We start from the raw sequence: 4,181 nt of genomic DNA on the forward strand, positions 1-4,181 counted from the left end.
CTTGTCAACTCGTCAACTTGTCAACTAAAAAAACTATGAACAAACTCACCATCAAGCAACTGGCTGCCGAAGACCGCCCCCGCGAAAAGATGATGCTGAAAGGCGCCGAAGCCTTGAGCGACGCCGAACTGCTGGCCATCCTCATCGGTTCGGGCAATGCCGAAGAAAGCGCCGTAACACTGATGCAACGCGTGATGAACGCCTGCGGCAACGACCTCAACCAACTGGGCAAGTGGGAAATGCGCGACTTTGCCCGCTTCAAGGGGCTAGGCCCTGCCAAGAGCATCACCATCATGGCCGCCCTCGAACTGGGCAGACGCCGCAAGCTGAGCCAACCTGCCGAACGCCCCGCCATCCGCTGTTCTACCGACATCTACGAGCTGTTCTACCCCCTGATGTGCGACCTGCCCACCGAAGAGTTCTGGATACTCCTCCTCAACCAGGCCGGAAAAGTAATCGACAAAATCTGCATCAGCCGCGGAGGCATCGACCAGACCACCGCTGACGTACGCACCATCCTGCGCGAAGCCCTGCTGCGCCGCGCCACCCAGCTGATACTCGTCCACAACCACCCCTCGGGCAACACCCGCCCCAGCAACGACGACCGCCGCCTGACCGACCGCATCCGACAGGCCGCGCAAATCATGAACATACGCCTCACCGACCACCTCATCGTCACCGACGGCAGCTACTACAGCTTCGCCGACGAAGGCGCCCTCTGACCCGCACAGCACACAAGAAACCACGGTCTACGATTTTGTCGTTTCAATTAAAATACATAGCTTTGCCACCATAAACAACCCTTAACAACGCAATTCGTATGACCCGATTTGAAATAGAAGAGAAAATAGTAGCCATGCTCAAAACCGTATACGACCCCGAAATACCCGTCAACGTATACGACCTGGGCCTCATCTACAAGATAGACGTAGCCGACGACGGTAACGTCAGCATCGACATGACCCTCACCGCTCCCAACTGTCCCGCGGCCGACTTCATCATGGAAGACATCCGCCAGAAGATAGAGAGCATCGAAGGCGTCAGTGCCGCCACCATCAACCTCGTCTTCGAACCCGAATGGGACAAGGACATGATGAGCGAAGAAGCCAAACTGGAACTGGGATTCTTATAACGAATAAAACTACATACCATGAACAAGAAACAACTCAGCCTGCTGGCCACCACCGCACTGCTCTGCGCCTGCCAGCCCGCACCGAAACAGACTACCATCACCGGCAACCTGACCGGTATAGAAAGTGATACACTGATTGTAAACTACTTTGCCCTGTCGGACCTGAGCCGAAGCGCGGTGCAAAGGGATACAATTGCCATGCAGAATGGGCAATTCTCCTTCCAGCTTAAGAACGACAGTGTACCGATGGAAGCCTATTTCTATGCCAAACCCAGTAATGGTGCCGAAGCAGCATCGCTTCGCCAGACAATCGGCGTAGTAGCCTTCCCCGGCGAGACAGTGGAGGTAAGCGGCTCCATGGACGACTACCATCTGAAAGGGAACGCCTTCCACCAGGCCTACGAAGAAGTGCGCAAACAGTACAAGCCCTATGAGGACAAGATGCACAAAGTGACACAAGTCATCATCGACATGCAGAACAAAGGAACACTGACGCCCGAACGCATCGACTCGTTGCGACAGCTCTATGAACCCATCCATGCCGATATGCAAAAGGTGAAGGAAGACTACATCCGTCAGCACCCCGACGAAGACCTCTCCGTTTATCTGATATCCGATATGGGCAGAACCGCAAGCGACCTGCTCGACATTGTCGGCGAAAAGGCACAGAATGGCCCGATGGCTTCGCTCTATCGCGCCATGATAGAAGCTATCGCCCAACAGAAAGCCCGCAAAGAAGCACAAAAGAACATCACAGAAGGCGCCGACGCCCCCGACTTCACCCTGAAAGACCTACAGGGCAACGACCTCACCCTGTCGTCGCTGCGTGGCAAGTACGTGGTGCTGGACTTCTGGGGTAGCTGGTGCGGCTGGTGCATCAAAGGCATCCCCGACATGAAGAAATACTACACCAAGTATAAAGACCGCATGGAGATACTGGGCATCGACTGCCGCGACACGGAAGAGAAATGGAAAGCTGCCGTCAAGGAACACGAACTGCCCTGGCTGCACGTGCGCAATACGGACGAGGCAGACATCACCGTGAAGTACGGCATACAGGGATATCCCACCAAAATCGTCATCGATCCGCAAGGCAAAATCGCCAAAGTAGTGGTAGGCGAAGACCCCGCCTTCTACAAATACCTGGACGAACTGTTCAAATAAAGATAAACGCCAACCCCTAACATCAAGCCTGATATGAAGAACGTATATTTCCTTTCCGACGCACACCTCGGCTCACGGGCCATCGAACACGGGCGGACGCAGGAACGCCGCCTGGTCAACTTTCTGGACAGCATCAAGCACAAGGCAGCTGCCGTCTACCTGCTGGGCGACATGTTCGACTTCTGGTACGAATTTAAGACCGTCGTGCCCAAGGGATATACGCGCTTTCTGGGCAAACTGTCCGAACTGACCGACCTGGGCGTGGAAGTGCACTTCTTCACGGGCAACCACGACATCTGGTGCGGCGACTATCTGACCAAGGAGTGTGGCGTCATCCTGCATCGCCACCCCCTGACCACCGAAATCTACGGAAAGGAGTTCTACCTGGCCCACGGCGACGGGCTGGGCGACCCCGACCGCAAGTTCAAGATGTTGCGTGCCATATTCCACAACCGCACGCTGCAAACCCTCTTCTCGGCCCTGCATCCGCGCTGGAGCATGGAGTTCGGGCTGAACTGGGCCAAGCACAGCCGCCTGAAGCGCGTGAACGGCAAGGAACCCGACTACATGGGCGAAAACAACGAGTTTCTGGTGCTCTACACCAAGGACTATCTGAAGAACCATCCCGACATCAACTTCTTCATCTACGGACACCGCCACATCGAACTCGACCTGATGCTGAGCGCCAAGTCGCGCATCGTCATTCTGGGCGACTGGATCAATTACTTCTCGTACGCCGTGTTCGACGGTGAAAACCTTTTCCTCGAAGAGTTTGTCGAGGGGGAAACGAAGCTGTAAAAACCAACTGTATAGATACGGAAAGAGGGTGTATTAAGCAGAAGAACTGATTTTTCAGGCACGGATTACACAGATTTTCACGGATTGCTTTATTCTTTTCACCGTGATTTTCCGTGTAATCCGTGCCTGAAATTTGTAACCTGTTCTTGTGCTTAATGCACCCTCTTCAGCTTGCGCCCGGCGCAAGGCCGCGGTGGGTTACCACTTGTAACCGGCAGCCTTGGCGATGCGTTTCGGGATGTCCGTATTGTCCATCTTGCCCATGAAGAGCTTCGAGCCGGCACCTACGGCAAATACAGGTACGTATTCGGCCGAGTGGCTTCCGGTGGTCCAACCCAGCTTCGACATCTGGCTCAGTACCTTCTTGGCTACGGCGGCCAGCGGTTCGGTCTTCGAGTAGAGGCTCTCTTCGAAGACTACCTTATTGCGGACAAAGGACGATTCGAACTCGTCGCGCAACATCTTCTCCTGCTCCCAGGTGGGGGTCAGTTCGCCCCAGAAGCCCATGCGTTCGGTCAGCAAGGCTTTCACGTCTTCCCAAGTGGCTTTGTTGCCTTTGGATTTGCGAAGGTCGGTAAGGGCACGCGAAAGCAGGTCAACCGACTGTTTCTGACAATCGAGCGACTTGAGGTTCAGCGTATAGTTGCTGTTGCCCAAGGCCAGTCCGCCGGTTTCGTGGTCGGCTGTAATCACAATCAGCGTCTCTTTGGGGTGCTTCTTGTAGAATTCGTAAGCCACACGGACGGCGTTGTCCATGTCGATGACTTCCTTGACCATCGTGGCGGGGTCGTTGCTGTGGCAAGCCCAGTCAATCTTTCCACCCTCGACCATGAGGAAGAAGCCCTTCTTGTTGTCGCGCGACAGGAAGTCGATAGCGCTCTCGGTGATCTGTGCCAGCGTCAGGTCGCCTTCGCTGCGGTCGATGGCGTAGGGCAGGCTCGAAGAGTTGGCACCTTCTTTCTGCATCAGTATCATCTTGCCTGCATCATCTGCCTTGGCTTTATATTCGTCGAGTCCGCGGGCAATGGTGTAGCCGGCCTGCTCGAAGATGGGGTAGATGCTGGGAGCATCTTTCTTGTCGAACGTG

5 protein-coding genes are annotated in these 4,181 nt (G+C 55.0%); 4 read left to right on the forward strand and 1 reads right to left on the reverse strand.

Annotated features, from left to right (window positions below; genetic code table 11):
- Positions 1-35 precede the first annotated feature (35 nt).
- From radC to QVP67_RS06700, 4 genes are all read left to right on the forward strand, one after another.
- Positions 36-722: a RadC family protein gene (gene radC / locus QVP67_RS06685; protein ID WP_022162795.1), complete on the forward strand. Its 687-nt coding sequence runs from the start codon at positions 36-38 to the stop codon at positions 720-722.
- A gap of 98 nt (positions 723-820) precedes the next feature.
- A complete protein-coding gene (locus QVP67_RS06690; protein ID WP_022162796.1) occupies positions 821-1,132 on the forward strand; it encodes a DUF59 domain-containing protein in 312 nt (103 codons plus the stop codon).
- 18 nt (positions 1,133-1,150) lie between these two features.
- Positions 1,151-2,296 carry a TlpA disulfide reductase family protein gene (locus QVP67_RS06695; RefSeq protein WP_022162797.1) on the forward strand — a complete coding sequence of 382 codons (1,146 nt, stop codon included), beginning with the start codon at positions 1,151-1,153 and terminating at the stop codon, positions 2,294-2,296.
- 33 nt (positions 2,297-2,329) lie between these two features.
- Entirely contained in the window at positions 2,330-3,094 is a 765-nt protein-coding gene (locus tag QVP67_RS06700) for a UDP-2,3-diacylglucosamine diphosphatase (RefSeq protein WP_022162798.1), read from the forward strand.
- A gap of 198 nt (positions 3,095-3,292) precedes the next feature.
- Here the strand turns inward: QVP67_RS06700 and QVP67_RS06705 are convergent.
- Positions 3,293-4,181 (reverse strand): alkaline phosphatase (locus QVP67_RS06705; RefSeq protein ID WP_288179985.1); only part of this gene is annotated, 889 nt, incomplete at its 5' end.

The sequence above is a fragment of the Bacteroides sp. CAG:633 genome (assembly GCF_000435115.1).
GTDB classification, from domain to species: Bacteria; Bacteroidota; Bacteroidia; order Bacteroidales; family Bacteroidaceae; genus Bacteroides; species Bacteroides ndongoniae.

What these genes read in the sequence shown, in the direction of transcription:
- QVP67_RS06690 (WP_022162796.1), top strand. Translation starts at nt 821, where the DNA reads ATGACCCGATTTGAAATAGAAGAGAAAATAGTAGCCATGCTCAAAACC.
- QVP67_RS06695 (WP_022162797.1), top strand. Translation starts at nt 1,151, where the DNA reads ATGAACAAGAAACAACTCAGCCTGCTGGCCACCACCGCACTGCTCTGC.
- QVP67_RS06700 (WP_022162798.1), top strand. Translation starts at nt 2,330, where the DNA reads ATGAAGAACGTATATTTCCTTTCCGACGCACACCTCGGCTCACGGGCC.
- radC (WP_022162795.1), top strand. Translation starts at nt 36, where the DNA reads ATGAACAAACTCACCATCAAGCAACTGGCTGCCGAAGACCGCCCCCGC.